This window comes from Agrobacterium sp. lyk4-40-TYG-31 (assembly GCF_030209855.1).
Classification (GTDB): domain Bacteria; phylum Pseudomonadota; class Alphaproteobacteria; order Rhizobiales; family Rhizobiaceae; genus Agrobacterium; species Agrobacterium vaccinii.
The window spans coordinates 106,353-132,485 of sequence record NZ_JARVRE010000003.1 but is presented as its reverse complement, the minus strand read 5'-3'; the positions used below and the strand labels follow the sequence as shown (position 1 = coordinate 132,485).

Sequence of the window (26,133 nt, the reverse complement as noted above, 5' to 3'; positions counted from 1 at the left end):
ATGACACCCGTTCGCTTCGCAACAATCGGTATCAACCACAATCACATCTACGGACAGACGACCTGCCTTTTGAATGCGGGCGCAGAGTTCGTCGGTTTCCATGCGGTGGAGGATGATCTCTCCAAAGCCTATGGCGAGACATTCCCCTCTGCCCCGCGTGTGGATGACAAGCGCCGCTTTCTGGAAGACGACAGCATCGATCTCATTATCACCGCGGCTGTCCCCGGAGATCGTTCAGCCATTGCAATCGAGGCAATGCGCGCCGGAAAAGACGTCATGACCGACAAGCCGGGCGTGATCAGCCTTGAACAGCTTGCCGAAGTAAAGCAGGTGCAGGCCGAGACAGGCCGCATTTTCTCTATCATGTATTCGGAGCATTTCGAGACCCGATCCACCGTCAAGGCGGGAGAACTCATTGCGGCAGGCGCTATCGGAACAGTGGTGTCAACGGTGGGTCTCGGACCGCATCGCCTGCGCGCGCCGACACGGGCCGAGTGGTTCTTCAAACGTGAGCGATACGGCGGCATTCTCACGGATATTGCTTCGCATCAATGCGAACAGTTCCTGTTCTTCACCGGGGCGGAGGAGGCAACGATCCGTTCTGCCACCGTGTCCAATCGCGCGCATCCTCAATGGCCCGGCCTACAGGACAGTGGCGATATTCACCTCTCCACCCAGAATGCGGATGGTTACATCCGCGTCGACTGGTTCACGCCGGATGGCCTGCCCACCTGGGGCGACGGACGCTTGTTCATCACCGGCACGGAAGGCACGATAGAGCTTCGGAAATACGTCGATATCGCAGGCCGCGAAGGGAAAGATCATCTGTTCCTGACCGATAAGACCGGTGTGCACTATATTGATTGCACCGATGTCACGCTGCCCTATGGACCGCAGCTTCTGGACGATATCCGCAACCGCACCGAGACGGCCATGCCGCAGGCGCGCTGCTTTGCGGCCATGGAGATTGCACTGAAAGCCCAACAGTTTGCGGAGGGTCACCGGCATGGCTAAACGCTACAGGGTCGGCCTCATCGGTTGCGGCATCGGCAGCTCGCATATCTCAGAAGGCTATGCGATGCATCCAGACAAATACGAGGTCGTGGCCCTTTGCGATCTTGATGAGGCGCGGCTAAAGGCGGTGGCGGATGAGTTCAACGTCGAGCGGCGTCTAACCTCAACTGACGAGCTGATGGCGATGGAGGATATCGACATCATCGATATCTGCACGCCACCCGCCATTCACACCAGACTCATTCTTCAGGGGCTAGCGACCGGCAAGCATGTGGTCTGCGAAAAGCCGCTGACGGGTTCGCTGTCGGAGCTTGACGAGGTGGTCGCAGCCGAAAAGGTCGCCAAGGGCAAATTGATGCCGATCTACCAGTACCGCTACGGCGATGGTGTTCAAAAGGCGCGCCGCATCATCGAAAGTGGTCTGGCTGGCAAGCCTTACGTGGCGACCGCAGAGACGCTCTGGAAGCGCGATGCGGTTTATTATGACAATCCGTGGCGCGGTCGTTGGGCAACCGAGCTCGGCGGTGTGCTGATGACCCATGCGATCCATCTGCACGACATGCTGACCTATCTGATGGGACCGATCGACCGCGTCTTTGCTCGTACCGCAACGCGCGTGAACCCTATCGAGGTGGAAGACTGCGTCTCGGCTAGTCTTCTGATGAAGAACGGCGCGCTGGTCGCGGTATCGACGACGCTGGGGTCTCAGGAGGAGATCAGCCGTCTGCGGCTGTCGTTCGAAAATGTGACGATGGAGAGCAACCATTCGGCCTATTCACCGGGTGATGGCCCCTGGCGTTTCATTCCCGCCAGCGAGGAGATCGGCAGGAAGATCGACGCGCTGCTGGGCGATATGCCAACTGTTGGCCGCAGGTTTAACGGGCAGATGGAGGCGTTCTACCACGCATTGGAGAACGGCGATGCGCCACCGGTGACCACGGCCGATGCGCGGGGTTCGCTGGAGCTTCTCGCGGCAATCTATCATTCCAACGATATCAATGCGGACGTTGCCCTGCCGATCACCCAGGGGCATCCGAAATATATCAGCTGGCGTCCCTGAGACCGTCGGAGGAACCTATGGCAAGCAGCATTACCCTTCAAAAGATCGTCAAGCGTTTCGGCGCCTTTCCCGTGGTTCACGGTATCGACTTGCAGATAGAGCCGGGCGAATTCACCGTCTTCGTCGGCCCCTCCGGCTGTGGCAAATCCACCCTGCTGCGGATGATTGCCGGGCTGGAAGAAATATCGGATGGTGATCTGATTATCGATGGCGCGCGCGTCAATGAAATGGCGGCTTCCAAGCGCGGCATCGCCATGGTGTTCCAGTCCTACGCATTGTATCCGCATATGAGCGTCTACAAGAACCTCGCATTTGGGCTGGAAACGGCAGGCTACAAGAAGTCGGAAATAGAGACGCGTGTGGCCAAAGCCGCCGATGTGCTGCAAATCGGCCCGCTTCTGCAACGCAAGCCGAAGGCGTTGTCGGGCGGGCAGCGTCAGCGCGTGGCCATCGGGCGTGCCATCGTTCGCGAGCCGAAAATCTTCCTGTTCGATGAGCCGCTATCCAACCTCGATGCCGAGCTGCGTGTCCAGATGCGCGTGGAAATCGCCAAGCTTCATCAGACACTTGGCAGCACCATGATCTATGTTACGCATGATCAAGTGGAAGCCATGACCATGGCCGACAAGATCGTCGTGCTGCGCGAAGGTCGCATCATGCAGGTTGGTCGTCCGCTCGATCTGTACAACCACCCTGCCAACCAGTTCGTCGCCGGGTTCATCGGCTCACCGAAAATGAATTTTCTGGCAGCAAAACTCGTGGTGTCCGACACGTCCCGCCGCACCATCGAGATTGCCGGACAGCAGATCGTTCTCGAAAGGCCGCTGGAGGCCGAGAATGGTGAGGCGCTGACCTTCGGCATTCGCCCCGAGCATATTCAGCCGCATGTGCAATCCGCCAGCCTGGGGGAGGGCAATATCCAGCTGGTGGAACATCTTGGTGGATCGACGGTCATCTACACCAATACAGCCGACGGCCAACCCGTGACCGTCGTGCTGGAAGGGCAGAAACAGTTGCGCATGGGCGAAAAGGTGTCGCTGTCCTTCGATCTGGCCAACGCGCATATTTTCGGCGCGGATGGCCGTCGTGTCTGAGATTGAAGAGTCGCTCCACCGGCCGTCCGTATCAGGATAATCCGGCTATGCCGAGATCTCTAAACTCGCCGCTATCGATGAACGTTTCGAGCATGGCACGATAGGGCGCGATGTCGATGCCGTTCTTGGCCAGCCAGTCGGGATTGTAATAGGTTGCGGCGTAACGGTCTCCGCTGTCGCAGATCAGCGAGACCAGAGAGCCCTCTTTGCCCTCCTTCATCATCGCCGCGGCAATCCAGCATAGGCCGAAGAAATTCGTGCCGGTCGATCCGCCGACGCGGCGAAACAGTCTTTCGGAGAGAACGTGCATCGCCGCGATGGAGGCTGCGTCCGGTATCTTGATCATGTGGTCGATGACGCCGGGAATGAAGGATGGCTCCACCCGTGGTCGTCCAACACCTTCGATGCGCGATGGTGTCGGGCAGGTCACGTTGCGGTCGCCGGACATATAGGACGCGTAAAAGGCGGAATGTTCTACATCCACGACGCACAGTCGTGTGCGCAGGTTTCTGTACCGGATGAAGCGGCCAATGGTGGCGGAGGTGCCGCCGGTGCCGGCATTCATCACCACCCATTCGGGTTCGGGATGTTCTTCGCTCTTCATCTGCTCGAAGATGGAATCGGCGATATTGTTGTTGCCGCGCCAGTCTGTTGCGCGTTCGGCATAGGTGAACTGATCGAGATAATGACCGCCAGCTTCCGCCGCCAGCCGTTCCGCCACGGTGTAGACCTCTGAAGGCTTGTCCACGAAATGGCATTTTCCACCAAAGCGTTCGATAGCCTCCACCTTCTGCGGGCTGGTGGAATGCGGCATGACCGCAATGAACGGCAGATCGAGAAGATGGGCGAAGTAGGCCTCGCTGACGGCGGTCGAGCCGGACGATGCCTCGACCAGGGTCGTGCCCTGGGCAATCTTGCCGTTGCAAATCCCGTACAAAAACAGGGAGCGCGCCAGCCTGTGCTTGAGGCTGCCGGTAGGATGTGTCGACTCGTCCTTCAGATAGATCGAGATGCCACGCAGGCCTTTGAACACCGGTTTGACCAGATGTGTGTCCGCCGACCTGCGTCCATCGCCTTGGAGAATACCGATTGCGCGCCTTGCCCAGTCACGGTTTGTGCATTCCGGCAGGGGTGTCAGCGGTGGGGTAGCGAGACATTCCGACGTCATACCACGCTCCTCCTGATCACAAGCGAAGTCCACAGGGGTCTGTAACAGATGTGACTAAAGCGGATCACGACGTTTTATCTCTTTCTGGGCGACTTGATGGAATATCCTTCTATAATTTTGTCATATATTGGAAAGTATTGGTCGCCAAGTCAAATTTTCTTCGAAAATCTGTTTCTACAGCTGGCCGCCTAGTTCATCTTCGATATGCGCCTGAATGATCTCATCGAAGGATGTCTCGGCGGTGAAGCCTAGCGCCTTAGCGCGTGTCGCTTCAAAGCCGGGTGCCCAGCCAGCCACCATGTTCATGATCATCTCATCCGGCTCCCTGCGGATCAGGGCTACGGCCTTTTCGCCTCCTACGCGGCGCAATGCTTCGATTTGCTCGCCCACAGTGGCGCTGAGGCCCGGCATGGAAAGCGCCCGGCGTGGTCCGACCCTGTCGAGATCGATGGTCGCGCCGTGCAGCAAAAAGCCGACGGCGGAGCGTGGCGATGTGTGCCAATGGCGCACGTCTTCAGACACGGGCAGAACGGCTTCCTGACCGACCAGAGGTTCACGCAAAATGTTGGAGAAGAAACCGGAGGCGGCCTTGTTCGGCTTGCCGGGGCGGATGCAGATGGTTGGCAGGCGGATGGCGATGCCATCGAAAAAGCCGCGACGGCTGTAGTCGGATAGAAGCAGTTCGCAGATGGCCTTTTGCGTCCCGTAACTGGTCAGCGGTGTCGTGTGGTAATCGTCCGCGATGGGATAGGGCAGCGGCGCACCGAAGACGGCAATGGAAGAGGTGAAGACGACGCGGGGCTTGTAGCCATCCTCACCATGGGCAAGGCGAATGGCGTCGAACAGGTAGCGGGTGCCATCCAGATTGATGCGGTAACCCTTGTCGAAATCCTGCTCCGCTTCGCCCGAGACGATGGCCGCCAGATGAAAGATAACGTCGGGCCGTGTCGCAATCAGCGCTTCGGCCTCGCCCGGTGCGGAAAGATCGGCCTCTCTTGCATCGACAGCGCCTGTGAAACCCTGCGGTCCCTCTGGCGCAACGACGTCAACCAGTGTCATCCGCTCAACGGCTTTGCCGCCCAGTTGCCCGTCGCTGGAGAGCTTCGCCGCCAGTTTTCTGCCGACCATACCCGCCGCACCAATGATGAGAATATTCATCGCGTTTTCTCCTCCGCACCATAGCCGTGACGCGCTTATAGGCATCGCCACCCGGCTTAAAATTGCTATTGTAAGGTTGTCTGATAACCTTATATTGGCATTTTGAAAACAGGGATTTGATCCATCAAGGCAAAAAATGAGCCGGTGGATTGCGCGAAAGGCGGGACGATGAGTGCTGGTGTCATGGATAAAACGGCGCATTTGCAAACATCTCTCATCGCAGCTCTCGGCAACGATGTCGTTTTGACCGATCCGGCACACATGGAGCGTTTCTGCCGTGACTGGCATGGCGATGTGACGAGCAATGCCCTTGCCGTTCTGCGCCCACGCTCGACTCAGGGTGTCAGTGATGCCATCCGCACCTGCGGGGCGCTGGGGCTTTCGATCATTCCGCAGGGCGGCAATACCGGCCTCGTGCTGGGCGCTATTCCCGATCAACCCGAAATGCAAATCGTGCTTAGCCTTGAGCGTATGAACACGATCAGAAATATCGATGCCGACGATTTTTCGGCGGTGGTCGAGGCGGGCTGCGTCCTCTCCGAGGTCAAGGACCGGATTGCTGAAATGGGCATGTTCTTCCCGCTGGCTCTCGGTGCACAAGGGTCGTGCCGTATCGGCGGCAACGTCGCCACCAATGCTGGCGGCATCAATGTTCTGCGCTACGGCATGACACGGGAGCTGGTGCTGGGTCTGGAAGTCGTTTTGCCGGATGGGACGATTTTCAATGGCCTCTCCACGCTGCGAAAAGACAATCGCGGCATCGATTTGAAGCAAATCTTCATCGGCTCCGAGGGTACGCTGGGCATCATCACGGCAGTCTCGATCAAGCTGACGCCGTTGCCGGATCAGGTCGAAACGGCTCTTTTGGGCTTAAACTCGCTCGATGATGTCATCAAGCTTTACCGCCGCGCCCGGCGCGATTGCTGCGACCTGATGTCGGCGTTTGAATTCATGCCACCGGTTGCGCTGACGCTTGCGAAGGAAGCCCTGCCCGATCTGCCCATGCCGATGGCTGGTGACTATCCCGCCTATGTGCTGATGGAGATATCCGGTTCCGGGCTGGTCGATATCCCGGATTTGATGCAAAGGTTCCTGACCGGCGTCATGGAGGACGGGCTGGTGGTGGATGGCGTGATTGCCGCCTCGCAGGCGCAGGCTCGCAACCTCTGGCTCATTCGTGAAGGCATGAACGAGGGTCAGGCGAAGCGCGGACCACATATGCGCACGGACATTTCCGTACCGCTGTCGCGTCTTGCCGATTTCGTAGCGGATGCCGAGCGGGCCGTGTCAGAGGCTTTGCCGCAGTGTCTCAGCGTGTCCTATGGTCACGTGGGGGATGGCAATGTGCATCTGAACGTGCTGCCGCCCAGTGGCATTGGCAGACAGGAGACCGACGCGATAATCTATGAGGCCAAGACGGTGGTGAACGCGGTTGTCGATCGTTACAGCGGCAGCATCAGCGCCGAACACGGCATTGGTCGTCTCAAGCGTGCGGATTTCGAGGCGCGGCTGGCACCCGCCCACCGCGCAATTCTGGTCGCGCTGAAACAGGCCATTGATCCCGCCATGGTGATGAACCCCGGCTGCCAATTGAATTTCACCCGCAGTTCATAGAATAGTCTGGCAACATCAAAGGACGGACCGATTGCATGACGGCGGATTTTGGCCAGTTAAAACGTAGCGAACATCTTCCGGCGCGCATTGCCGGTCATATCGGCAAGGAAATTGCCGAGGGCCGCATCGTGCCCGGAGACAGACTGCCGACCGAACATATCCTTGCCAAGACGTTCGGCGTCAGCCGCTCTGTTGTGCGTGAAGCCATTGCCGAGTTACGCAATGAGGGATTGGTCGAGACCCGGCAGGGCATCGGCGCCTTCGTGACCGAGGCCACGGGGCGTGGCTCCATCCGCATCGAGCAAACCGCGCTATATGACCGCGAGAGCTTTCGTAGTCTGTTCCAGCTGCGCATGCCGCTGGAGATCGAGGCCGCAGGCCTCGCCGCCGTCCACCATGACGCTGGTGATCTGAAAAAGCTGGATGAGGCTCTGGCGCTGATGACCGGTGCTGCGAAGTGGACGGGTGAGGGCATCGTCGCCGATCTCGCCTTCCACCGCGCCCTGGCGGCGGCCACGCATAATGAATATTTTCCGCTGTTCATCGGCTTTATCGCAGAGCGCATCAGTCTGGCAATCAATGCCGCGCGCGCCGCTGCCATTCTCGAAGAGATCGTGGAAATCACCATTGCGGAACATGTGGCGATCCGAGATGCGGTCGTGACGCGCGATCCGGTCAAGGCGCGCCTGGCCATGCGCCACCACCTGATGGGCGCTGCCGGGCGGGTCGATCTGACGATGGAAGTTTACTGACGCGGGACTTTTCCACAGCCTGCGTACGGTTTTACTGAGTTTTGCACGCTGGACATGATGGAAAAGTCATATTAGAGATTTTTAGGGAGCATTGTCAGACATCCTGACAATAGGGCAAGCACTGCTGGAGGGCGGGCCTGTCTGGAAATGTGGAGGACGACCCTGTGAATTCCGAACGTGTACTGCGCGCAGAATCCATTCTGCCCGAAGATGCCGCCAATGCTCTTCTGGTCGGGCGCGTCTGGTCCAACGCCAGTAATGGCCCATGCCCGGTGCTGATTTCCGGTGGGCGCGTTCTGGACCTGACAGGCGTTGCTGCCACCATGTCCGCCCTTCTGGAAATCGAAAATCTCGGCTCCCTCTTGAAGCAGACACAAGGGCTTGCGGACCTTGGTGATGTGCAAAGCTTCCTCTCCGGGGAAGCAGGAAGAATTCTGGCGCCGATCGATTTGCAGGCCGTGAAGGCCGCAGGCGTAACCTTTGCAGACAGCATGCTGGAACGCGTGATCGAGGAGCAGGCAAAAGGCGATCCACGCCGCGCGCAGGACATCCGCGCCAAGCTCGCTCCAGTTCTGGGTGACAGTCTGCGTGGTCTGGTTGCCGGTTCCGAGCAGGCCGCGTCTGTGAAAAAGCTTTTGCAGGATATGGGCCTCTGGTCGCAATATCTCGAAGTGGGCATCGGTCCCGATGCGGAAATTTTCACGAAGGCGCAGCCGATGTCGTCGGTCGGATGCGGCGATCTGGTCGGCATCCATCCCATTTCACAATGGAACAATCCTGAGCCGGAGGTCGTGCTCGTCCTGCGTTCCGATGGCACTGTCGTTGGTGCGAGCCTCGGCAATGACGTGAATTTGCGCGATGTCGAGGGGCGTTCAGCACTGCTGTTGGGCAAGGCCAAGGACAACAACGCGTCCTGCTCCATCGGCCCCTTTATCCGCCTTTTCGACGAAGGTTTCACGATGGACGATCTGCGCCGCGTCCGCGTGGCACTTCGCGTCAATGGCGAAGATGGTTTTGAAATGACCGGCGAAAGCCCGATGGAGGCCATCAGCCGTTCTCCCGAGAGCCTTGCCGCCCAACTGCGCAACCGCAATCACCAATATCCCGACGGTGCCGTCCTGTTTCTCGGCACCATGTTCGCCCCGGTCAAGGATCGTCGCGGTGCGGGCGAGGGTTTCACCCACGAGGTCGGTGACCGGGTGGAAATCTCCACGGCCAAACTGGGTCGGCTGGTCAACTGGGTCGAGCGAACGGATGCCTGCCCGGAATGGACGTTTGGCGTCGGTTCGCTGATCCGCAACCTTGCCGGTCGCGGCCTTTTGGGAAAGATCTGAGCCATGCAAAGAGCGATCGATCTGTTTTACCGCTTCCTCGAACTTCTGCTGATCCTGCTGCTATCTGGCATGGCGATCATGGTTTTCGTCAACGTCGTTATGCGCTACGGCTTCAACTCCGGCCTCAATGTCTCTGAGGAAATGTCGCGCTATTTCTTCGTCTGGCTGACCTTTATCGGCGCCGTCGTCGCTTTCCGCGAACACAGCCATCTCGGCATCGAAACGCTGGTCATGTTTCTATCGCGACGTGGCCGCATCATCTGCATGGTCCTGTCCAATCTGGTGATCATCACCTGTTCTGCCATTTTCTTCTGGGGAACGTGGAAGCAGTTTCCGATCAATGCCAGCATGGCGGCTCCCGTCACCGGCATGTCGATGATCTGGGTCTATGGCATCGGCTTGTTTACCGGCGCGGGCATGGTGCTGATTGCACTAGAACGTCTGATCCGCCTGGTCACAGGACGCGTGACCGATGAGGAAATATCCGCCTTTGCAGGTGAAAACTTGACCCTTGAGCAGTTGGCGGAGCGGACCTGATGACACTTCTTGTCTTTATCGCATCGCTGCTGGGCGCAATGGTCATCGGCGTGCCCGTCGCCTTCGCGTTGATGTTCTGCGGCGTCATTCTCATGTGGTTCATGGGCATGTTCAATACGCAGATCATCGCGCAGAACATGATTGCCGGTGCCGATACATTTACGCTTCTGGCCATTCCCTTCTTCATTCTCGCAGGCGAACTGATGAATTCCGGCGGCCTGTCGCGCCGCATCATCGATTTCGCCATTGCCTGCGTCGGGCACATCAGGGGCGGCCTCGGCATCGTTGCCATTCTTGCGGCCATCATCATGGCCAGCATCTCCGGCTCCGCTGCCGCCGATACGGCAGCGCTTGCCGCCATCCTGCTGCCGATGATGGCGAAGGCCGGATATAACGTGCCGCGCGCCGGTGGTCTGATTGCCGCCGGTGGCATCATCGCTCCGGTCATTCCGCCGTCCATGGCCTTCATCGTTTTCGGCGTGGCGGCCAATGTGTCGATCACCCAGCTCTTCATGGCCGGTATCGTGCCCGGCATTCTGATGGGCCTGTCGCTGGTCGTTGCGTGGTTGATCGTCGTTCGCAAGGACAATGTGCAGCCATTGCCGAAGGCGCCGATGTCGGAACGTCTCAACGCGACCGGTCGTGCCGCTTGGGCTCTGGGCATGCCTGTCATCATTCTCGGTGGCATCAAGGCGGGTGTCGTCACGCCAACGGAAGCTGCGGTCATTGCTGCCGCCTATGCCATGTTCGTCGGCATGGTCATCTACCGCGAGCTCAAGCCTCGCGACCTGCCGCGTGTCATTTTGCAGGCGGCCAAGACCACCTCGGTCATCATGTTCCTGGTGTGCGCTGCGCTTGTCTCCGCATGGCTTATCACCGCCGCTAATATTCCCGCAGAGATCGCAGGTTATATCGAGCCGCTGATCGACCGGCCCATGCTGCTGATGTTCGTGATCATGATCCTCGTTCTGGTTGTCGGCACGGCGCTGGATCTGACGCCGACGATCCTTATTCTGACGCCGGTGCTGATGCCGATCATTAAGCAGGCTGGCATCGACCCCGTCTATTTCGGTGTCATGTTCATCATGAACAATTGTATCGGCTTGATCACGCCACCCGTCGGCGTGGTGCTGAATGTCGTCAGCGGCGTCGGGCGCATTCCGCTCGGCAAGGTCACGATCGGGGTTTGGCCGTTCCTTCTGGCGCAAACCATCGTGCTGTTTCTGCTGGTCATATTCCCCGACATCGTACTCGTGCCTGCCCGCTGGCTGCGATAGCAGCCGGCACTTAACCGTCGTTTTCAATCATCCTGGGAGGATAAAATGAGAAAACTGCTTCTAGCCACTACGGCATTCGCCTTTGGCCTATCCGCTGCCATGCCAGCTTTCGCCGAATTCAACGCCCGCAACATTCGAGTTTCCAACGGCATCAATGCCGACCACCCGGTTGGCAACGGCATCAAGGCCATGCAGGCCTGCCTGGATGAAAAGTCGGGGGGAAAACTGAAGATCACCGCATTCTGGGGCGGCGCACTGGGCGGCGACCTTCAGGCAACCCAGGCGCTACGGTCCGGCGTTCAGGAAGGTGTCGTCACCTCGTCTTCGCCGCTGGTCGGCATCATTCCGGCACTCGGCGTCTTCGACCTGCCGTTCCTGTTCGCCACCCCGCAGGAAGCTTACAAGGTCCTCGACGGCAAGTTCGGCGACATGATGAACGAGAAGTTGGAAGCAGCCGGGCTCGTCAATCTCGCTTACTGGGAAAACGGCTTCCGCAACCTGTCCAACTCGGTGCGTCCCGTGACCAAATGGGAAGACTTTTCTGGCATGAAGGTCCGCGTCATGCAGAACAATATCTTCCTCGACACCTTCCAGAATCTTGGCGCGAACCCGACGCCTATGGCCTTCGGTGAAGTCTTCTCGGCATTGGAAACAAATGCCATCGATGCGCAGGAGAATCCCTACGTTACCATCGATACGTCAAAATTCTTCGAGGTGCAGAAGTACATCACCGAGACCAATCACGCCTACACGCCGTTTCTGCTGCTCTTCTCGAAAGCGATTTTCGACAGCTACACACCGGAGGAGCAGGCCGCCCTTCGCGAATGTGCCGTGGTCGGACGCGACGAGGAGCGCAAGGTTATTCAAGAGCTGAACAAGACCTCGCTCGAAAAGATCAGGGAAGCCGGTTTGAAGGTCAACACGCTGTCTCCTGAAGAACAGACACGTATTCGCGAAAAATCGATGATCGTCTACGAAAAACACAAGGAGCAGATCGGCCCCGATGTCGTCGACGCTATTGTCAAGGAACTGTCGGAAATCCGTAAGTAATTGTTTCCAGAAAAACGATGTTTGGAGGTCGGGCAGTGCCCGGCCTCTTTTCGTTTTCAGATCTATGCTGTCAGTCAGGATATCGCTGAATTGCAAACCACGTCTTCAAGATTGACGCCCCGGGCATGCTCTCTACTTGCTCACTGACGGGCGATCTGGCTCGCCAGTTTGAACGGGCTTGCGACGGCGGCACCGGCGGCATCGAAGACGAAGGCGCCGATATTGTTGCCGTTGGTGCGCATCCGCGCATCCGCTTTCAACATCTCCCCGGAGAACCGGGCAAGCGAGGCGTAGCGGTCGTGCCCCAACCCATCGGATGATTGCAGCGAAGAAATATCGATGACCGTAAGTCGTTCCTGCTTTGCAGCCTGTTGGATCAGCGGGTCCTCGATATTGAGCAGGCCCACGCGTGGTCGCTCACCGCCAATGAAGCTCGATACGCTCAAGGCATTGTCGCTTTTGGAAACCAGGAGAACGATCGGGTTGGGAAGACGACCGATGTCGCGCAACTGTGACTGGAACACGTCGACATCGATATCCGGTGCGGCAAGAACGATCTGAAGTTTTGCCAGAACGTCATCACGTCGCTGAAGTTTCAACTGCCGTGCCACTTCCATCGACAGGAAGCCGCCCATGCTATGGCCGAACAATACGATGCGCTTGATCTTCGGCGCCTTGGCCATCGCCTGTATCAGCGCATCCAGTTGTGAGCGGGAATAGAGCACGGCATCCTTGTCCGTAACATAACCCGTAACGCTGGCAGCCGATGGCCAGGAGAACATGACAGGCGGGCTCATGGAGTTGGCGTCGGCGGACATCTGGGCGGTTCGGAACAGGGCCTCCTGGTAGGAATAATTGTATCCGTGCACGAAAATCGAAGCCGTCCCATCGAATCGATCGGCCCGCGTTGCATCCTCAACCAGCGCGTCCAGGGACAGTTTTTCGCGCTTCGTTACGATGAATTGCCGTTTGGGATCGGGCTTTGCCGAGGGGTAGGTGATCGCTGCACCTTCCCGGTTCGTTGGAACGGAAAACACGAAGCGATCGTAATGAACATCCGTTGCCCATCGGTTTCCGAACGAGTGATCTTTGCTGTCGGACGTACGGTTCGTCACCGCGAGAATGCTGACCTGTTCGCCCGCGCCCTGACGCAACGTTACCGGTTGCAGAACGGTCGTGGTCGGGCGTGACACGCAGCCGGACAGTGCCATCACAATCGCTGCGACGGTCAAAACGCAGCGCGAACGGCTGGCAATAGAGGAGGAAAAAAGAACCACTGTGTTGCTCTGCTCTATGGGTGAAAGTGGAGAGGGCGTTCGCGACGCCCTCTCGATATCAAACCGTTGCCGGCTCCTGCGCTGGCTTTGTATCGTCTTCACGCGGAATTCGGAACCATGCGACGTAGAGCGCTGGAAGGAAAAGCAACGTCAAGATCGTGCCGACCACGATGCCACCCATCATGGCATAGGCCATGGGTCCCCAGAACACCTCACGCGAGATGGGAATGAGCGCAAGCGTCGCCGCAGCGGCTGTCAGCATGATGGGTCGCATGCGGTGCTCGGTCGCTTCGATGACCGCGCGCCATGCGCTGACACCTTCCTCCCGCAGATGCTCGATCTGGACCACAAGGATCACAGAGTTTCTGATCAGAATGCCGATCAACGCCAGCACACCCAGAATGGCGACGAAGCCCATGGGCGCATTGCTGAGCAGCAGTGCTGCAACGACACCGATGAGGGCCAGTGGCGCAACCGCAAAGACCAGGAATAGGCGGCTGAAGCTTTGCAACTGGAACATCAGGATCGTTGCCATGGCAAGTAGCATCATAGGCGCCACGGCAGCGATCGGGCCTTGCGCGTCGGCACTCGATTCCACCGAACCGCCGATGACCACCTTGTAGCCGGAAGGTATTGAAGCGTTGAACTTCTCGACCTGTGGCTTCAGCTCCTCGACGATCGTCGCTGGCTGGGTTGGTCCGTCGACGGCCGCTTTCACGATGATCGTCGGCATGCGATCCCGGCGACCGATCAACGGTTGTTCGAGCTCGTATCTGAACTTGGCGACAGCCGATAGTGGAACAGATTTTCCATTCGCGGCCGCAAGCTGGAGGTTGCGAAGCGTGTCTATCGAACCCCGCTCGATGTCTTCGGCACGACCGACGACATCGATCAGATAGATGTCGTCGCGAACCTGTGTGACCGTGGTCCCTTCGACGATATCGTTCAGAGCCGTCGCGATATCCTGCGACGAGACGCCAAGCTGCCGTGCCTTATCCTGAAGCACATCCACCTTTACGACGCGGGACGGCTCGTTCCAGTCATAGGTCATGTTGGAAAGCAGCGGATTGCCATTGATGATGGTTCCGAACTGCTGCGCGAGCTTGCGCACCTCTTGCACATCAGGTCCGCTGATGCGGTACTGAACGGGTTTGCCGACGGGTGGCCCGATATCGAGCAGCTTCACGAAGGCATCGGTGCCCGGGTAGGTCTTGGATAGATGGGCTTGGAGGTCGCTGCGCAGCCTGTTTCGTGCCTCAAGATCCTTGGCAACGATCACGATCTGACCAAACCATGGCGCCGGGCTCTGGACGTCGTAAGATAGAATGAAGCGGGGCGCGCCTTCGCCGACATAGGTCGACCAATGGTCGATATCGGCGTTGCCGACCAGCTTGTCTTTTTCGAACTCGGCCATCTGCTTGTTGGTTTCAGCAATCGTGCTGTTCTGCGGCAGGCTCCAGTCGACAATCAGTTCGACGCGGTCGGATGCCGGGAAGAATTGTTGCTGTACCAGTCCAAGACCACCGATCGACAGGCCGAATATGATGATCGTCGAGGCGATGGTAACCCACCGCCAACGCATGGCAAGAAGCAGCAGCCACGCAAAACCGCTGGCAAAGCGACCCTTCTCCCCATGATGCTGCTTCATCGTCTTGGGCAGAATGACCACGCCGAGCAATGGCGTGAACACCACGGCAACGATCCATGACACGACCAGCGAGACGGCGATGACGACGAACAGCGTGAAGGTAAACTCACCCGCCGCACTGCTGTTCAGGCCGATCGGTATGAAGCCTGCCACGGTGACGAGAGTACCCGTCAACATCGGAAAGGCAGTCGATGTGTAGACGTAGGTCGCGGCCTTTCGCAGGTCGTCGCCCGCTTCGAGCCTGGACACCATCATTTCCACGGCAATCATGGCGTCATCGACCAGAAGGCCGAGCGCGATGATGAGCGCGCCAAGCGAAATACGCTGGAGCGAAATGCCGGAATATTCCATGAAGACGAAGGTAATGGCGAGCACGAGCGGAATGGAAATGGCGACCACAAGGCCTGCGCGAACGCCCAAACTGATGAAGCTGATGGCCAGAACGATGACGATGGCTTCGAACAGTGCCGTCGTGAAGCCGGAAACGGCATCTTCCACCACGGCGGGCTGGTCGGACACGCGGTCCACAGTGACACCGATGGGAAGATCGGCCACCACGCGCTTCATTTCAGCGTCGAGGTTCTCACCGAAGGTCAACAGGTTGGCACCCGGTGTCATGCCGATGGAAAGACCGATTGCGGGCTGCCCCTTGAAACGGAACAGCGATGATGCGGGATCGACATAGCCGCGCTTGATAGTGGCAATATCCGTCAGCGGGAAATAACGGTCATTGACCCGCAGATTGATGGACTTCAGGCTTTCTTCCGAGAGAAACGCCCCACCGACGCGCAGCGCAACGCTTTCAGGCCCTGCTTCCACAAAACCGGACTGCGTCACGGCATTCTGCGCCTGCAGGGTGTCGATGATGGCCTGACGGTCTATGCCCATTGCGGCGATCTTGCGGGTGGAGAATTCGAGGTAGATGACCTCGTCCTGCGCGCCGACCACATCGATCTTGCCAGCATTCGGCACTGTCAGCAGCTTTTCACGCGCGCTTTCGACAAGGTCGCGCAATTGCCGCTGGGACAGGCCGTCGGAGGTGAAGGCGTAAATATTGCCATAGACATCGCCAAACGTGTCGTTGAAGAACGGCCCGACGACACCGCTGGGAAGGTCTCCCTTGATGTCATTGACCATGTTACGGACACGAATCCAGTTCGTGTTCACGTCCTTGGCTTTGGTCGTGGGCAGAAGCTCTACATAGATGGTTGTTTGGCCCGCGCGCGTTTCGCTGCGGGTATAGTCCAGCGCGTCAAGCTCCTGAAGCTTCTTCTCGATGCGGTCGGTGACCTGCTTCGTCACCTCCTCGGCAGAGGCACCCGGCCATTGCGCATTGATGATCATCGTCTTGATCGTGAATGCGGGATCTTCTTCGCGGCCGAGATTGATGTAGGAGAACGTGCCCGCGATGATGAAGATGATCATGAAGTACCAGACGAGCGAACGGTGATCGAGCGCCCAGTCGGAGAGATTGAACGATTTCACTGGGCATTCTCCTGCTCGATACGTACGGCCTGGCCGTCCTGAAGTTGGTTGACGCCGGCCACGACGACACGGTCACCGGGATTGAGGCCCGAGGATATGACGATCGTACCACCGGGGACAGAGCCCGCCTCGGGTGTGACGTCACGCGCCGAAACCTTGCCGGCCTTTTCGTCGACGATCCAGACAGATGTCTTGCCACCCTCGCGCTTGATAGCGGATGAAGGCAGACGGATGACGGGGTGGGCGTCCGCGGTGGCCGTTGCCGTGATCACGGCACCGAGGCGTAGTGCGTCGGGCGGATTCACCAGCGCCAGCTTCGTGCGCAGCGTGCGGGTCGCATCGTCCGCTTCAGGTGCAACTTCGCGCACCAGACCCTGCGCGTGGTATGTCGGATCGAGTTGCAAGGCGACGTCGAAGGCGGTGCCGGGTTTCAAAAGTGAGCCTGCCGCTTCCGGCACATCGATCACCGCGTCACGCTCTTCCGGGCGGGCAACGGTGACGACGCTCTGGCCAGCCGAAACGACCTGCCCGACTTCGGCGGATGTGCTGGTTACGACACCATCGAACTCCGTTAGCAGGCGCGAATAGCCGAGCTGCTCATTGGCTTTGTCCAGATTGGCCTGCGCCTTGTTCAGGTTCGCCTCGGCAGTCACGCGCTCCTGTTGCGCGCTCTCGAACGTTGCCTTCGCGGCAGACTGGCGCTCGAACAATGTCTGTTGGCGCTGTTCGTTCGTTTGCGCGTTTGCAAGCTGAGCCTGCGCGTTGGACAGGTCCGACTGCGAGCTTCTGACGGCAAGTTCCAGAGAAAGCGGGTCGATTGCGGCAAGCACATCGCCCTTTTTTACGATATCGCCGACCTGCACATTGCGCGCGACGATACGACCGAGAACGCGAAAGCCGAATTCGGTTTCGATGCGCGCATTGACTGTGCCGGGCAGCGTCAATGTCGCGGCAGGGGCTGGCTGCACGACGATGGAGAGGACGGGGCGGGGCTTTTCAGGCACTTCCTCTTCCTTTTGGCAGGATGCGAGAAAGGTGGAGGCGAGCGCAAGCGCGACGAAGGCTACGGAAATTCTCATCGAACGGCTCCTTCATAGGCCACGGTCTCGCCGATGGCGAGAAATTTGGTGCCATTGACGACGACCGTTTCGCCCTCGGAAAGGCCTGATTTTACAGAAAAATGCCCATTTGCATATTTCGCAACTTCGATTTTACGCAGAACGACCGCATTGGTTTTGGGATCGACGACCCACACGGCAGGCTGGCCGGAATCGGATGCAATGGCCGACCATGGGAGCTGCATGGTCTTGACCGGCTTGTAATGCGCCGTTGCGACAATGGGGCTGCCGAGCCGCACATTGGCTGTCGCATCCAGCGCCAGCTTGACACGGATCGTGGCAGTGGTGGTGTCGAGGGCTGGCGACAATTCCCGCAATGTGGCCTTGATCGGCGCACCGCCCGACAGCATTCTGACGACGACATCGTTCTCGATTTCACCGCCCAGTAGGGTCGTTTCATCGGCATTGATCACAGCGTCACGCGGACCATTATGAGCCAGCGTGAACACCAGTTGCGCTGCCTGCGCGACTTGGCCGACTTCAGCGCTGCGTGCAGTGATGATACCATCGGCATCGGCCTTCAGTTCGGTCTGCTCCAGCGCGTCGCGGGCAGTATCGACCTGTGCTTGTGAGGACTGCACGGTGCCTTGACCGGTCAGCAGGGTTTCCTGCGCCTGGTCCAGTGCAGCGCGCGTGGTCACGCCGGTGTTGAAAAGGCTCTGTTGCCGGTCAAAGGCCTGCTGTGCCTGCGTCTGCTGGGCCTGTGCCGATTGCAACGTGGCCAGCGCGACCTGAAGATCGGCCTTCTGTTCCTGCGGGTCTATTCGTGCCAGAACCTGGCCCGCGGTAACATGGTCTCCCACATCCACAAACCGTTCCACGATTTGACCGCTGACACGGAACGAGAGGTCGGATTGAACGCGCGCGCTGATTTCGCCTGTGGTCGAGACCGCGTCAGACACATCCACTGATTTGACCTGCACCACCTCTACATGGCGGGGTGCTTTTTCCTGTGCCTGTTTTTCGGGCGAACAGGCGGTCAGCCCGGGCAGTGCTGCCGCCAAAAAGGCGATTGTTGCATACCGTCTCATATATTGCCTCTTGAACCGTGATGAAGACGTGATACATTTGACTTACCGGACAGTCAATGAAATTATTGTGTCCTCGAATTGATCGGGCGCAGATGGTTAAGGATCACTATGAAACGGCTGACACGCGCCGAACAGAAGGCACTTCGGCCCACGCAAATTCTGGAAGCAGCATTTGAAGAGTTCGTGGAACACGGGTTCACGGCGGCACGAGTGGAAGACATTGCAGAACGCGTCGGCGTCACCAAAGGCACCGTCTATGTCTACTTTCCCACCAAGGAAGAACTTTTTGCGGAAATGATACGCCATATCGCTTCGCCGCTCGAAACCTTTCTCACCGATTTGGGAGAGTTGAGCGGCAACAGCGAGGAGCGGCTGAAGAACTTCATACTCCAGCTTTATGACCGGCTGCTGACGGAACGACGGTTGCGGCAAATGCTGCGCTTCGTCATCTCAGAGGGAACACGGTTTCCGCATGTCATCGATACGCATACAGAAGAACTGATAGAGCCGATTCTCGGGCGTTTGCAGGAATTGCTAGACGAAGGCGTCAAAAAGGGCGAGTTCGTTCCGGGCCCCAGAGCGAGTTCGCGGATCGTCTTCGCACCGATCGTCGGAATAGCGGTGGAGACCCTGATCCACGGTGACCGCCGCGATCCGGAACTCCCGTCCTTTATCGAGTCACACCTCGATCTCATCATGGGCGCGCTGCTGACGCGGCCTCAAGGCTAAAATCGATAAGGCCCGTCGCGTCCGGTTGGTCTCAGAAGGCCGGGCGCGGAATGGGGATCGGCACATTGGCCGCATCTGCGCCCTTGCTCGCCGTGCTGGCACTGTTGGCGACCACCGTCTCGCTGCCCGGAATAAGGCCCGCGTAGGAGTAGACCGGCGGGCGGGTCATTTCCTGCACATAGGGAGATTTGATGATCATGCGGCCTGCTTCGTCGCGGCTTTCGCTGCGAACCTTTGCGGCCTTCGGGTTGCAGATATCGGCGCTGATATCGTTGACATCGGCTGTCTCGCCATAAGGTGCCAGCGATGCGAGAGAGACGCCCTGTCCACTTGAGGATGTCAGAGCCATCTGTAGTAGGTCTGCGGATTGGTCGGTGCGGCCCGCAAGGCTATCGGCGCCCAGCACCACGCTGATGACCTGACGGCCATTGCGCGAGGCCGAGGACACCTGGTTGAAGCCGGAGGCGCAGATAAAGCCGGTCTTCATGCCATCAGCCCCCTGGAAGCGACCGACCAACATATTGTAATTGGCATAGTTCTTCTTGCCGGTGCTGACGCCTTCCAGCGAGAAATAGCCAGCATATTCAGGAAATTCGCGCTTCAGGAGCAGCGCTAGAACGGCAAGATCGCGCGCTGTCGTGTACTGACCCTTGCCGGGCAGGCCGTTGGGGTTGACGTAGCGGGTAGACGTCATGCCCAGACGCGCTGCCTGCGCATTCATCTGCGCCACGAAATTTTCCGTCGTTCCGCCCACCGTTTCGGCAATGGCGACGGCAACATCGTTTGCGGATTTGATCAGCAGCAGCTTCAGAGCGCTGTCCAGCGTCAGCTTCGAGCCGGGCTTGAAATACATCTTGCTGGCAGGCTGATCCGCGGCCTTCTTGCTCATCACCACTTCGGTCTGCGGGCTGAGCTTGCCGGATTTCATCGCGCTGAACGCCAGATATGCCGTCATTAGTTTGGTCAACGACGCGGGATACCACTTACGAAATGCTTCCTGATGCGAGATCACCTTGCCGGTTCTGACATCGATCACCATCTTAGGGTTGGCGTTGGTCACAGACGTCATCGTCAGGACACCGGCCAGAATTGCAGCAGTGGTTTTTACCAGCCGCCCTGCGGCGCGGCCATGTCTGGAAGTAGATTGCAAGGCGGATCCTCGAATTCCCGTCATCGTTACGGGATTTGCAATATTCACAATATATGGCCTAGCAATGGCAAAGTACATTGATTGCGTCAATTATGCGGCGCAATATCCACCGTGGGGAAAGCGCATTTCGCCATGCCGAGAATGGAATATCAGGAATAAATGAATGCCAGTATTGAACAGAGCCGCGGAATTGCAGGTGCAGGCCAGCGAGTGGCGACGTCATCTCCATGAAAATCCCGAGCTGCTCTACGACGTGCACGACACTGCTGCATTCGTCGCTGAGAAACTGCAATCCTTCGGCGTCGACGAAATCGTGACCGGCATCGGTCGCACCGGCGTCGTCGGCATCATCCATGGCCAGCGTGGCAAGGGCCGCACCATCGGTCTGCGCTCCGACATGGATGCGCTGCCGATCGTCGAGGAAACCGGCAAGCCCTGGACATCGAAAGTCGATGGCAAGATGCATGCCTGTGGGCATGATGGCCATATGGCCATGTTGCTGGGTGCTGCCAAATATCTGGCGGAAACACGCAATTTCGCAGGTTCCGTCGCGCTGATCTTCCAGCCTGCGGAAGAGGGCGGAGCGGGGGCGCTTGCGATGGTGCAGGATGGCCTGATGGACAGGTTCAAGATCGATGAAGTCTATGGCATGCACAATATGCCGGGCATTCCGCTGGGCTCTTTCGCCATCCGCAAAGGCGGCATCATGGCAGCCCCAGACAAGTTCTCTATCGTAGTGAAAGGGCAGGGCGGCCATGCCGCGCAGCCACATCGCACGGTGGACCCCATAGCCATCGGCGCGCAGATCGTCACCAATCTCCAGATGATCGCGTCGCGCAATGCCGATCCCATACGCTCGGTCGTGGTCTCCGTCACCCGTTTTCAAGCGGGCTCCAGTCACAATATCATCCCCAACGAGGCGGTGATTGCAGGAACGGTCCGCACGTTGGACGAAAACGTGCGGGATATGGCCGAAGCGCGGATCAAGCAGATGGCGGAAGGCATCGCGCAGGCCAATGGTGCGGAGGCCGAAGCCGTCTATGAGCGTTATTGCCCCGTCACCGTCAACCACGGCAATGAAACCGAACATGCCATCCGCATCGCCCGAGATGTTGTGGGCGACAAGAACGTTGATCCCGACGTCGATCCGTCCATGGCGGGGGAGGATTTTTCCTACATGCTGAACGAGCGGCCTGGCGCATTTATCTTTCTGGGCAATGGCGACAGTGCAGGCCTCCACAATCCCAGCTACGACTTTAATGATGAAGCCCTGGCCTACGGCATTTCCTACTGGGTGAAACTCGCTGAGCAGCGACTGGCTGAATAATTATGTGACTCAGGCGATCACGACCGCGCCATTCGTGCGGTCGTCACGTCTCCGCGTTTCCACAACAATAATGGACGTGAAATATAATCACGTCGCCCAAGACTATGAAGCGTTTCACAAGGCGGCAGAGGATGATTGAAGTGCAAAGAGAAAAGTCCATGTATCTGGATTTTCTGTTTCAATTTACTCATTTAGAGGAAATTGGAGCGGGCGAAGGGATTTGAACCCTCGACCCCAACCTTGGCAAGGTTGTGCTCTACCCCTGAGCTACACCCGCTCAAAATCCGTGGTTCGGGGTAGATCGCTGAACCGCGGGTCGCTGCGTTGCGGCGACGAGGGCTATATCGCTCAACCGCTTTTTAAATGCAACAGGGAAATGACAAAAAGGGTAAGAAATTTTGGAAAAAGCTCTCAACTAACGGAAAACGTTATATTATTTCGATATCGAAATCCCCTGGGCGATTGCAAAAGCTGTTTTGAGGGCTTAATGACAGTTTCAGAGAAAACCGAATCCGACGGTATAAGAAGGCGATGATGACAGAGCAAACCCCGAAAACCGCGCAGGACCTTTTCGCTTTGCTGGATAGCCTCGGCATCCATCACAAGACGGTGCAGCACGAGCCGGTTTTCACAGTTGCCGAGTCCGAATCTCTGCGTGACAGGATTCCCGGCGGTCACACCAAGAACCTTTTTGTGAAGGACAAGAAGGACAGATACTTCGTGCTGACCGTGGAGGAGAATGCGGTGGTGGACCTGAAAACGGTTCATAAGACCATCGATGCTTCGAGTCGCGTTTCGTTCGGTCGCCCTGAAAAGATGCTGGAGTATCTGGGCGTCGTTCCCGGCTCCGTCACCGTCTTCGGCGCCATCAACGATCTGGGTAACGATGTGACCTTCGTTCTCGACAGTGAGTTGATGAAGCACGATCTGATCAACGGCCACCCGCTTTCCAACGATGCGACCACCACGATTGGCCGCGATGACCTCATTCGGTTTCTGGAGGCGACAGGGCACACGCCGCTCGTCTTGAAAGTCACCGAATAAAGTACGATCTTTGCGCTGCGACATGAACGGAGACTTTATATGAGCGATAATCCCTACGGAACGTCCAACAGCGGACATATGACTGGCTCCGTCAATTATGGCAACGCGCCGCAGGCCGCGGCTGCGGCCTCGCATATCAAGGATACGACGACGGCGAATTTCTCCAAGGACGTCATAGAGGAATCCCGCCGCCAGCCGGTGTTGGTGGATTTCTGGGCCCCATGGTGCGGCCCTTGCAAGCAATTGACACCGGTGCTGGAAAAGGTCGTCAACGAGGCTGGCGGTCGCGTTAAGCTCGTCAAGCTCAACATCGATGATCACCCTTCCATTCCCGGCCAGCTAGGCATTCAGTCCATTCCGGCTATCGTCGCCTTTCAGGATGGTCGCCCTGTGGATGGTTTCATGGGTGCCGTGCCTGAAAGCCAGATCAGAGAATTCATAGACAAGATTGCGGGCCCTGCTGGAAACGATCCACAGGCGGAAATCGATGCTGCCCTAGCCGAGGCCAAGCAGCTTTTTGCCGATGGCGACCATCAGGGTGCGGCCCAGCTTTTCGGCTTCGTCATGCAGGTGGACCCTGATAATGCCACTGCAATTGCCGGTATTGCCGAATGCATGATTGCCGTTGGTGAATATCAGCGCGCCAGCGATCTCCTTGCCTCCGTTCCCGCGGAACTGCTGGCCGATCCGGCCATTCAGGCGGCATCCAAAAAGCTGGCGCAATATGAAGAAGCCCGTCAACTGGGCGATCCGGCAGCGCTGGAACGCGAACTTTCAGCCGATCCCGACAACCACGATGCCCGCATGAAGCTTGCCAAAATCCTCAATGCGCAGGGCCGTCGCGATGAAGCGGCAGACCAGTTGCTGACGGTGATGCGCAAGGATCGTACGTATGAGGACGACGGTGCTCGCAAGCAGCTTGTCGAGTTTCTGGAAAGCTGGGGCTTCAAGGATCCGGCATCGGTATTGGCGCGCAGAAAGCTGTCATCGATACTGTTTTCCTGACCCGCGCCTTGCGATGTCAGGTCGCAGACCACACTTATAGGGTTGTGGCGCCTTGAACGGAGCAAGGCGGCACGGCCTAGTCTCGAAGCGAGGACCCTTCCCATGCACGTCGGAAATGCACGATATCTCAAGAGCACCGATCTGCCGGACGTCGTCCCTGTGTTTCCGTTGTCGGGCGCCCTTCTTCTGCCGGAGGGGCAACTACCTCTTAATATCTTCGAGCCGCGCTATCTTGCCATGTTTGATGCGGCTCTATCAGGGGATCGTATGATCGGCATGGTGCAGCCATCCTTGCAGGGTCTGGACACCGGGAAGGGTGATGGTCCGCTCAGTCAGGTCGGCTGTCTGGGGCGCGTCACGTCCTTTTCGGAAACGGGAGACGGGCGATATCTCGTCTCTCTCAGCGGTGTGTGCCGTTTCCGTCTGCTGGATGAAGTGGCGACCAGCGCACCGTATCGTACCTTCAAGCACGCCCCGTTCCTGTCCGACCTCACGGGCGAATATGACGAAGATGCCGTTGACCGTGAAAACCTGCTGCGGGTCTTTCGATCCTTCCTCGATGCCAATCAGCTGGAAGCGGACTGGGAAAGCGTGGAGCGAGCCGGAAACCGCGTGCTCGTCAACTCGCTTTCCATGATGTCGCCGTTTGGCCCCGCCGAAAAGCAGGCACTTCTGGAAGCGCCTGATCTCAAGTCACGCGCCGATACGCTGATCGCCATCACGGAAATCGTTCTTGCTCAAGGCAGCAGCGAACCCGGCACCCTGTTGCAGTAAGGGCCTGAAATGGACGAAAAACTCAGCAACGTCGATCCTAAATTGCTCGATCTCCTGGTCTGCCCATTGACCAAGGGACGTCTGTCCTATGACAGGGAAAAACGAGAGCTGATTTCTGAGAGTGCACGGCTTGCATATCCGATCCGCGATGGCGTGCCGATCATGCTGGTTTCGGAAGCGCGGACGATAGAAGACTAGCGTCTAGTTTCGCGCAGTTCATCTCAGTCGTCATCGTGAAATAGGGGCCAGCCTGATGGGCCGACCCGATCTATTTTAAAGAAATTCAGCCCTGTGGGGGGTGAATGTATCGATCAGGCGACCTTTCGCGAGCGCTTTCACGCCGTGCACGAGGTCAGGCTTGACGATGAATGTTCCGCCAACGCCAAGCTCTTGCGTCACACCATCGATCGTCACTTCGAAGCGGCCTTCGGCAACATAGCTGGCCTGAATGTGCGGGTGAGAGTGGAGGGAGCCGACGGCACCCTCTTCAAAGACGACCTCGACCATCATCATTTCCGGCAGATAAGCCATGATGCGGCGCGAAACGCCCGGTTCGGTCGGCGTCCACAAGCCGTCCTCGGCGTTTACGAATGCTTTGCTTTCACTCATCTGCGCGGTCCTTATTTCAGGTCGTCCATGGTGACGGGGTCGACATCGGTATAGTCGACATTATCTCCGGCCATGGCCCAGATGAAGGAGTAATTCGCTGTTCCGGCACCCGAATGGATCGACCAGCCCGGTGAAAGGGCGGCTTCTTCATTCTTCATCACCAGATGGCGTGTTTCGCCCGGCTCACCGAGAAAATGGAAGACGCGCGCCGTTTCCGGCAGATCGAAATAGAGATAGGCTTCCATACGGCGGTCGTGAATGTGGCACGGCATCGTGTTCCAGACGGAGCCCGGCGCAAGGCTGGTCATGCCCACCACCAACTGGCAAGTCTTCACGCCTTCCGGGTGGATGAATTGGAAGATCGAGCGCTCGTTGCTGGTCGCCTGCGAACCGAGATCGACGCGCTTTGCATCGTTGATGCTGATATGTTTTGCCGGATAGGCTGCGTGCGCAGGTGCGCTCAGCAGATAAAATTTGGCAGGCGTGCCAGAGTCGGTGGACGCGAAGGAAACTTTCGCACCAAGGCCTGCATAGACCATGTCGCGCGTGCCGGTTTCAAACGCCGTGCCATCCACAGTCACTGTGCCCTTGCCGCCAATATTGACGACGATCAGTTCGCGTCGGTCGAGAAAGGACTTCGTGCCCGTTGGCTTGATGGCCTCGAGTTCAAGCGAAACGGACGCGGGCACGGCGCCACCCACAATCATACGATCGTAATTGGTGTAGTGCAGTTGAACCGTGTCGTTAACGAACAAAGGCGGCAGCAGGAAGTTCTCACGAAGCTCTTCTGTGCCAAATTTCGCAGCGGTCTTTGGGTCGATGGCGAAGCGGTTCGTATATTCAGTCTGGCCCACGGCTCTTCCTATCATATCTCGTGA

General features: G+C 58.0%; 24 protein-coding genes and 1 tRNA gene. 15 read left to right on the top strand and 10 right to left on the bottom strand.

Going from position 1 to position 26,133, the window contains the following annotated elements; translation table 11 throughout:
* From QRN55_RS03735 to QRN55_RS03725, 3 genes are read left to right on the top strand one after another with little or no spacing between them, the layout of a single operon-like run.
* Complete coding sequence (locus QRN55_RS03735; RefSeq protein ID WP_284775445.1) at positions 1 to 1,014, top strand: Gfo/Idh/MocA family protein; 1,014 nt, start codon at positions 1 to 3, stop codon at positions 1,012 to 1,014.
* Entirely contained in the window at positions 1,007 to 2,074 is a 1,068-nt protein-coding gene (locus QRN55_RS03730) for a Gfo/Idh/MocA family protein (RefSeq protein ID WP_284774939.1), read from the top strand. Before QRN55_RS03735 ends, QRN55_RS03730 begins: the two co-directional genes overlap by 8 nt.
* Positions 2,075 to 2,091: 17 nt before the next feature.
* Positions 2,092 to 3,168 carry an ABC transporter ATP-binding protein gene (locus tag QRN55_RS03725; protein WP_284774937.1) on the top strand — a complete coding sequence of 359 codons (1,077 nt, stop codon included), beginning with the start codon at positions 2,092 to 2,094 and terminating at the stop codon, positions 3,166 to 3,168.
* Positions 3,169 to 3,199: 31 nt separating this feature from the next.
* Here the strand turns inward: QRN55_RS03725 and QRN55_RS03720 are convergent, their stop codons facing one another.
* Positions 3,200 to 4,336, bottom strand: coding sequence for a PLP-dependent cysteine synthase family protein (locus QRN55_RS03720; protein ID WP_284774935.1), 1,137 nt, complete (start codon positions 4,334 to 4,336; stop codon positions 3,200 to 3,202).
* A 174-nt stretch (positions 4,337 to 4,510) separates the two neighbouring features.
* On the bottom strand, positions 4,511 to 5,494 hold the full coding sequence (denD, locus tag QRN55_RS03715) for a D-erythronate dehydrogenase (protein WP_284774933.1): 984 nt from the start codon (positions 5,492 to 5,494) through the stop codon (positions 4,511 to 4,513).
* A 168-nt stretch (positions 5,495 to 5,662) separates the two neighbouring features.
* On the opposite strand from denD, the gene QRN55_RS03710 reads away from it, so the two are divergent.
* From QRN55_RS03710 to QRN55_RS03685, 6 genes are all read left to right on the top strand, one after another.
* Positions 5,663 to 7,108, top strand: coding sequence for an FAD-binding oxidoreductase (locus QRN55_RS03710; RefSeq protein ID WP_284774931.1), 1,446 nt, complete (start codon positions 5,663 to 5,665; stop codon positions 7,106 to 7,108).
* Positions 7,109 to 7,143: 35 nt separating this feature from the next.
* The gene (locus QRN55_RS03705) at positions 7,144 to 7,860 is read left to right on the top strand and encodes a FadR/GntR family transcriptional regulator (protein ID WP_284774929.1); all 717 of its coding nucleotides are present in this window, start codon (positions 7,144 to 7,146) and stop codon (positions 7,858 to 7,860) included.
* Positions 7,861 to 8,024: 164 nt separating this feature from the next.
* On the top strand, positions 8,025 to 9,194 hold the full coding sequence (locus QRN55_RS03700) for a fumarylacetoacetate hydrolase family protein (RefSeq protein WP_284774927.1): 1,170 nt from the start codon (positions 8,025 to 8,027) through the stop codon (positions 9,192 to 9,194).
* Positions 9,195 to 9,197: 3 nt separating this feature from the next.
* Positions 9,198 to 9,731 carry a TRAP transporter small permease gene (locus tag QRN55_RS03695; RefSeq protein WP_112498162.1) on the top strand — a complete coding sequence of 178 codons (534 nt, stop codon included), beginning with the start codon at positions 9,198 to 9,200 and terminating at the stop codon, positions 9,729 to 9,731.
* Positions 9,731 to 11,008 carry a TRAP transporter large permease gene (locus QRN55_RS03690; RefSeq protein WP_111841128.1) on the top strand — a complete coding sequence of 426 codons (1,278 nt, stop codon included), beginning with the start codon at positions 9,731 to 9,733 and terminating at the stop codon, positions 11,006 to 11,008. Before QRN55_RS03695 ends, QRN55_RS03690 begins: the two co-directional genes overlap by 1 nt.
* Before the next feature lie 45 nt (positions 11,009 to 11,053).
* Complete coding sequence (locus tag QRN55_RS03685; RefSeq protein ID WP_284774922.1) at positions 11,054 to 12,058, top strand: TRAP transporter substrate-binding protein; 1,005 nt, start codon at positions 11,054 to 11,056, stop codon at positions 12,056 to 12,058.
* A gap of 140 nt (positions 12,059 to 12,198) precedes the next feature.
* On the opposite strand, the gene QRN55_RS03680 is transcribed toward QRN55_RS03685, so the two are convergent.
* The 4 genes from QRN55_RS03680 to QRN55_RS03665 form a co-directional block, all read right to left on the bottom strand.
* Positions 12,199 to 13,269: an alpha/beta hydrolase gene (locus QRN55_RS03680; protein ID WP_284775444.1), complete on the bottom strand. Its 1,071-nt coding sequence runs from the start codon at positions 13,267 to 13,269 to the stop codon at positions 12,199 to 12,201.
* Between the two features lie 124 nt (positions 13,270 to 13,393).
* Complete coding sequence (locus QRN55_RS03675) at positions 13,394 to 16,468, bottom strand: efflux RND transporter permease subunit (RefSeq protein ID WP_284774920.1); 3,075 nt, start codon at positions 16,466 to 16,468, stop codon at positions 13,394 to 13,396.
* Positions 16,465 to 17,547 carry an efflux RND transporter periplasmic adaptor subunit gene (locus QRN55_RS03670; RefSeq protein ID WP_284774918.1) on the bottom strand — a complete coding sequence of 361 codons (1,083 nt, stop codon included), beginning with the start codon at positions 17,545 to 17,547 and terminating at the stop codon, positions 16,465 to 16,467. The genes QRN55_RS03675 and QRN55_RS03670 overlap by 4 nt, the downstream gene beginning before the upstream one ends.
* Positions 17,544 to 18,617, bottom strand: a complete 1,074-nt coding sequence (locus tag QRN55_RS03665) for an efflux RND transporter periplasmic adaptor subunit (protein WP_284774916.1) — start codon at positions 18,615 to 18,617, stop codon at positions 17,544 to 17,546. Before QRN55_RS03665 ends, QRN55_RS03670 begins: the two co-directional genes overlap by 4 nt.
* A gap of 108 nt (positions 18,618 to 18,725) precedes the next feature.
* On the opposite strand from QRN55_RS03665, the gene QRN55_RS03660 reads away from it, so the two are divergent.
* Complete coding sequence (locus QRN55_RS03660) at positions 18,726 to 19,346, top strand: TetR/AcrR family transcriptional regulator (RefSeq protein WP_284774914.1); 621 nt, start codon at positions 18,726 to 18,728, stop codon at positions 19,344 to 19,346.
* A gap of 31 nt (positions 19,347 to 19,377) precedes the next feature.
* Here the strand turns inward: QRN55_RS03660 and QRN55_RS03655 are convergent, their stop codons facing one another.
* Positions 19,378 to 20,415: a D-alanyl-D-alanine carboxypeptidase family protein gene (locus QRN55_RS03655; RefSeq protein ID WP_284775442.1), complete on the bottom strand. Its 1,038-nt coding sequence runs from the start codon at positions 20,413 to 20,415 to the stop codon at positions 19,378 to 19,380.
* A 244-nt stretch (positions 20,416 to 20,659) separates the two neighbouring features.
* Here QRN55_RS03655 and QRN55_RS03650 point away from each other — a divergent pair, with 244 nt between their 5' ends.
* A complete protein-coding gene (locus QRN55_RS03650; RefSeq protein ID WP_233137462.1) occupies positions 20,660 to 21,823 on the top strand; it encodes a M20 aminoacylase family protein in 1,164 nt (387 codons plus the stop codon).
* Positions 21,824 to 22,025: 202 nt separating this feature from the next.
* Here QRN55_RS03650 and QRN55_RS03645 read toward each other — a convergent pair.
* A tRNA-Gly gene (locus QRN55_RS03645) sits at positions 22,026 to 22,100 on the bottom strand.
* A gap of 257 nt (positions 22,101 to 22,357) precedes the next feature.
* On the opposite strand from QRN55_RS03645, the gene QRN55_RS03640 reads away from it, so the two are divergent.
* The 4 genes from QRN55_RS03640 (at position 22,358) to QRN55_RS03625 (ending at position 24,844) form a co-directional block, all read left to right on the top strand.
* A complete protein-coding gene (locus QRN55_RS03640; RefSeq protein WP_284774908.1) occupies positions 22,358 to 22,867 on the top strand; it encodes a prolyl-tRNA synthetase associated domain-containing protein in 510 nt (169 codons plus the stop codon).
* Positions 22,868 to 22,906: 39 nt separating this feature from the next.
* Positions 22,907 to 23,872 (top strand): thioredoxin, encoded by a 966-nt coding sequence (gene trxA / locus QRN55_RS03635; protein ID WP_284774907.1) that lies wholly within the window; start codon positions 22,907 to 22,909, stop codon positions 23,870 to 23,872.
* 102 nt (positions 23,873 to 23,974) lie between these two features.
* Positions 23,975 to 24,646: an LON peptidase substrate-binding domain-containing protein gene (locus QRN55_RS03630; protein ID WP_284774905.1), complete on the top strand. Its 672-nt coding sequence runs from the start codon at positions 23,975 to 23,977 to the stop codon at positions 24,644 to 24,646.
* Positions 24,647 to 24,655: 9 nt separating this feature from the next.
* Entirely contained in the window at positions 24,656 to 24,844 is a 189-nt protein-coding gene (locus QRN55_RS03625) for a Trm112 family protein (RefSeq protein WP_111841137.1), read from the top strand.
* 75 nt (positions 24,845 to 24,919) lie between these two features.
* On the opposite strand, the gene QRN55_RS03620 is transcribed toward QRN55_RS03625, so the two are convergent.
* Together QRN55_RS03620 and kduI are read right to left on the bottom strand one after the other, a co-directional pair.
* Positions 24,920 to 25,255, bottom strand: coding sequence for a cupin domain-containing protein (locus QRN55_RS03620; protein ID WP_284774902.1), 336 nt, complete (start codon positions 25,253 to 25,255; stop codon positions 24,920 to 24,922).
* Between the two features lie 11 nt (positions 25,256 to 25,266).
* Positions 25,267 to 26,124, bottom strand: coding sequence for a 5-dehydro-4-deoxy-D-glucuronate isomerase (kduI, locus tag QRN55_RS03615; protein ID WP_502871283.1), 858 nt, complete (start codon positions 26,122 to 26,124; stop codon positions 25,267 to 25,269).
* Positions 26,125 to 26,133: the final 9 nt, after the last annotated feature.

Excerpts from the sequence above, each read along its gene's own strand:
- QRN55_RS03665 (WP_284774916.1), bottom strand. The coding sequence starts at position 18,617 with ATGAGACGGTATGCAACAATCGCCTTTTTGGCGGCAGCACTGCCCGGG.
- QRN55_RS03660 (WP_284774914.1), top strand. The coding sequence starts at position 18,726 with ATGAAACGGCTGACACGCGCCGAACAGAAGGCACTTCGGCCCACGCAA.
- QRN55_RS03620 (WP_284774902.1), bottom strand. The coding sequence starts at position 25,255 with ATGAGTGAAAGCAAAGCATTCGTAAACGCCGAGGACGGCTTGTGGACG.
- QRN55_RS03720 (WP_284774935.1), bottom strand. The coding sequence starts at position 4,336 with ATGACGTCGGAATGTCTCGCTACCCCACCGCTGACACCCCTGCCGGAA.
- QRN55_RS03735 (WP_284775445.1), top strand. The coding sequence starts at position 1 with ATGACACCCGTTCGCTTCGCAACAATCGGTATCAACCACAATCACATC.
- QRN55_RS03730 (WP_284774939.1), top strand. The coding sequence starts at position 1,007 with ATGGCTAAACGCTACAGGGTCGGCCTCATCGGTTGCGGCATCGGCAGC.
- QRN55_RS03705 (WP_284774929.1), top strand. The coding sequence starts at position 7,144 with ATGACGGCGGATTTTGGCCAGTTAAAACGTAGCGAACATCTTCCGGCG.
- kduI (WP_502871283.1), bottom strand. The coding sequence starts at position 26,124 with ATGATAGGAAGAGCCGTGGGCCAGACTGAATATACGAACCGCTTCGCC.
- QRN55_RS03630 (WP_284774905.1), top strand. The coding sequence starts at position 23,975 with ATGCACGTCGGAAATGCACGATATCTCAAGAGCACCGATCTGCCGGAC.
- QRN55_RS03690 (WP_111841128.1), top strand. The coding sequence starts at position 9,731 with ATGACACTTCTTGTCTTTATCGCATCGCTGCTGGGCGCAATGGTCATC.
- trxA (WP_284774907.1), top strand. The coding sequence starts at position 22,907 with ATGAGCGATAATCCCTACGGAACGTCCAACAGCGGACATATGACTGGC.
- QRN55_RS03625 (WP_111841137.1), top strand. The coding sequence starts at position 24,656 with ATGGACGAAAAACTCAGCAACGTCGATCCTAAATTGCTCGATCTCCTG.
- QRN55_RS03695 (WP_112498162.1), top strand. The coding sequence starts at position 9,198 with ATGCAAAGAGCGATCGATCTGTTTTACCGCTTCCTCGAACTTCTGCTG.
- QRN55_RS03680 (WP_284775444.1), bottom strand. The coding sequence starts at position 13,269 with ATGGCACTGTCCGGCTGCGTGTCACGCCCGACCACGACCGTTCTGCAA.
- QRN55_RS03650 (WP_233137462.1), top strand. The coding sequence starts at position 20,660 with ATGCCAGTATTGAACAGAGCCGCGGAATTGCAGGTGCAGGCCAGCGAG.
- QRN55_RS03710 (WP_284774931.1), top strand. The coding sequence starts at position 5,663 with ATGAGTGCTGGTGTCATGGATAAAACGGCGCATTTGCAAACATCTCTC.
- QRN55_RS03725 (WP_284774937.1), top strand. The coding sequence starts at position 2,092 with ATGGCAAGCAGCATTACCCTTCAAAAGATCGTCAAGCGTTTCGGCGCC.
- denD (WP_284774933.1), bottom strand. The coding sequence starts at position 5,494 with ATGAATATTCTCATCATTGGTGCGGCGGGTATGGTCGGCAGAAAACTG.
- QRN55_RS03685 (WP_284774922.1), top strand. The coding sequence starts at position 11,054 with ATGAGAAAACTGCTTCTAGCCACTACGGCATTCGCCTTTGGCCTATCC.
- QRN55_RS03640 (WP_284774908.1), top strand. The coding sequence starts at position 22,358 with ATGACAGAGCAAACCCCGAAAACCGCGCAGGACCTTTTCGCTTTGCTG.
- QRN55_RS03655 (WP_284775442.1), bottom strand. The coding sequence starts at position 20,415 with ATGACGTCTGTGACCAACGCCAACCCTAAGATGGTGATCGATGTCAGA.
- QRN55_RS03670 (WP_284774918.1), bottom strand. The coding sequence starts at position 17,547 with ATGAGAATTTCCGTAGCCTTCGTCGCGCTTGCGCTCGCCTCCACCTTT.